The sequence below is a fragment of the Priestia sp. BR_2 genome (assembly GCF_041954005.1).
In the GTDB taxonomy this organism is placed as follows: Bacteria; Bacillota; Bacilli; order Paenibacillales; family Paenibacillaceae; genus Paenibacillus_AQ; species Paenibacillus_AQ lautus_A.
Genome location: NZ_JAVFHM010000149.1, coordinates 1 through 724, shown reverse-complemented (window position 1 = coordinate 724; position 724 = coordinate 1). Strand labels below are relative to the sequence as shown.

Here is a 724-nt window from a genome sequence, read left to right as displayed (position 1 = left end):
TTTCCTAGCACGAGCTAAATACGTTTTGACAGCTTCAGGTTTCATATCTACATATTCCGCAATTTGTTTATAAGACCAGTCTAACTCATACTTTAAAAGAAGTAGTTGCTTAAAGGTGGGAGACAGCTTTTGAAGTATTCTTCTTACTAGAAGCTGATTTTCTTTTGCAATCATCATCTCTTCAATTAATCGCTCATTGGTAATAAGGTAATCTTCTACTACCACGTACTGAGATTTTTTGTTCTTTCGACAGTAATCGTAATATAAGTTTATAGCTACTTTAAAAAGCCAAGATTTATATTTATCGGTATCAATCGATTCAAGATGAATAAGTAGTTTACAAACTGCTTCTTGAACAATATCTTTAGCTGTTTCTTGGTTTGCACCTTGTTTGATTAAGTATAAATAAAGTTGATTCATGACATTCTTTAATTGATCGTTTGATAACCGATTTTTCAAGTGTTTTTCCTCCTTCCTGTCTTATAACGTATGAGTAGTGAAAAAGTATACAATCATTTCATATTTTTCTATAAAAAAGAAAAATAATTGCTTTTTAGGCAATTACTTTTCTTAAAAACTCAATTTAGTTAACATAAAACCCGTTAGCGGAAATCAAATAGGCAGAAGTCCTTTTAAAATAAAGAACTTCTGCCTATTTGATTTTTATTTAATATGGTTAACATATGGATCATATATTCCAGTTAACAATAGAATACTTGTAAAT

The 724-nt window shown here is 29.4% G+C and carries 1 protein-coding gene; it reads right to left on the bottom strand.

The annotated features are described in order from the left end of the window. Window positions 1-459: RNA polymerase sigma factor (locus RB298_RS06765; protein WP_486046496.1), on the bottom strand; the 459-nt coding region annotated here is incomplete at its 3' end. Between the last annotated feature and the right edge of the window lie 265 nt (window positions 460-724).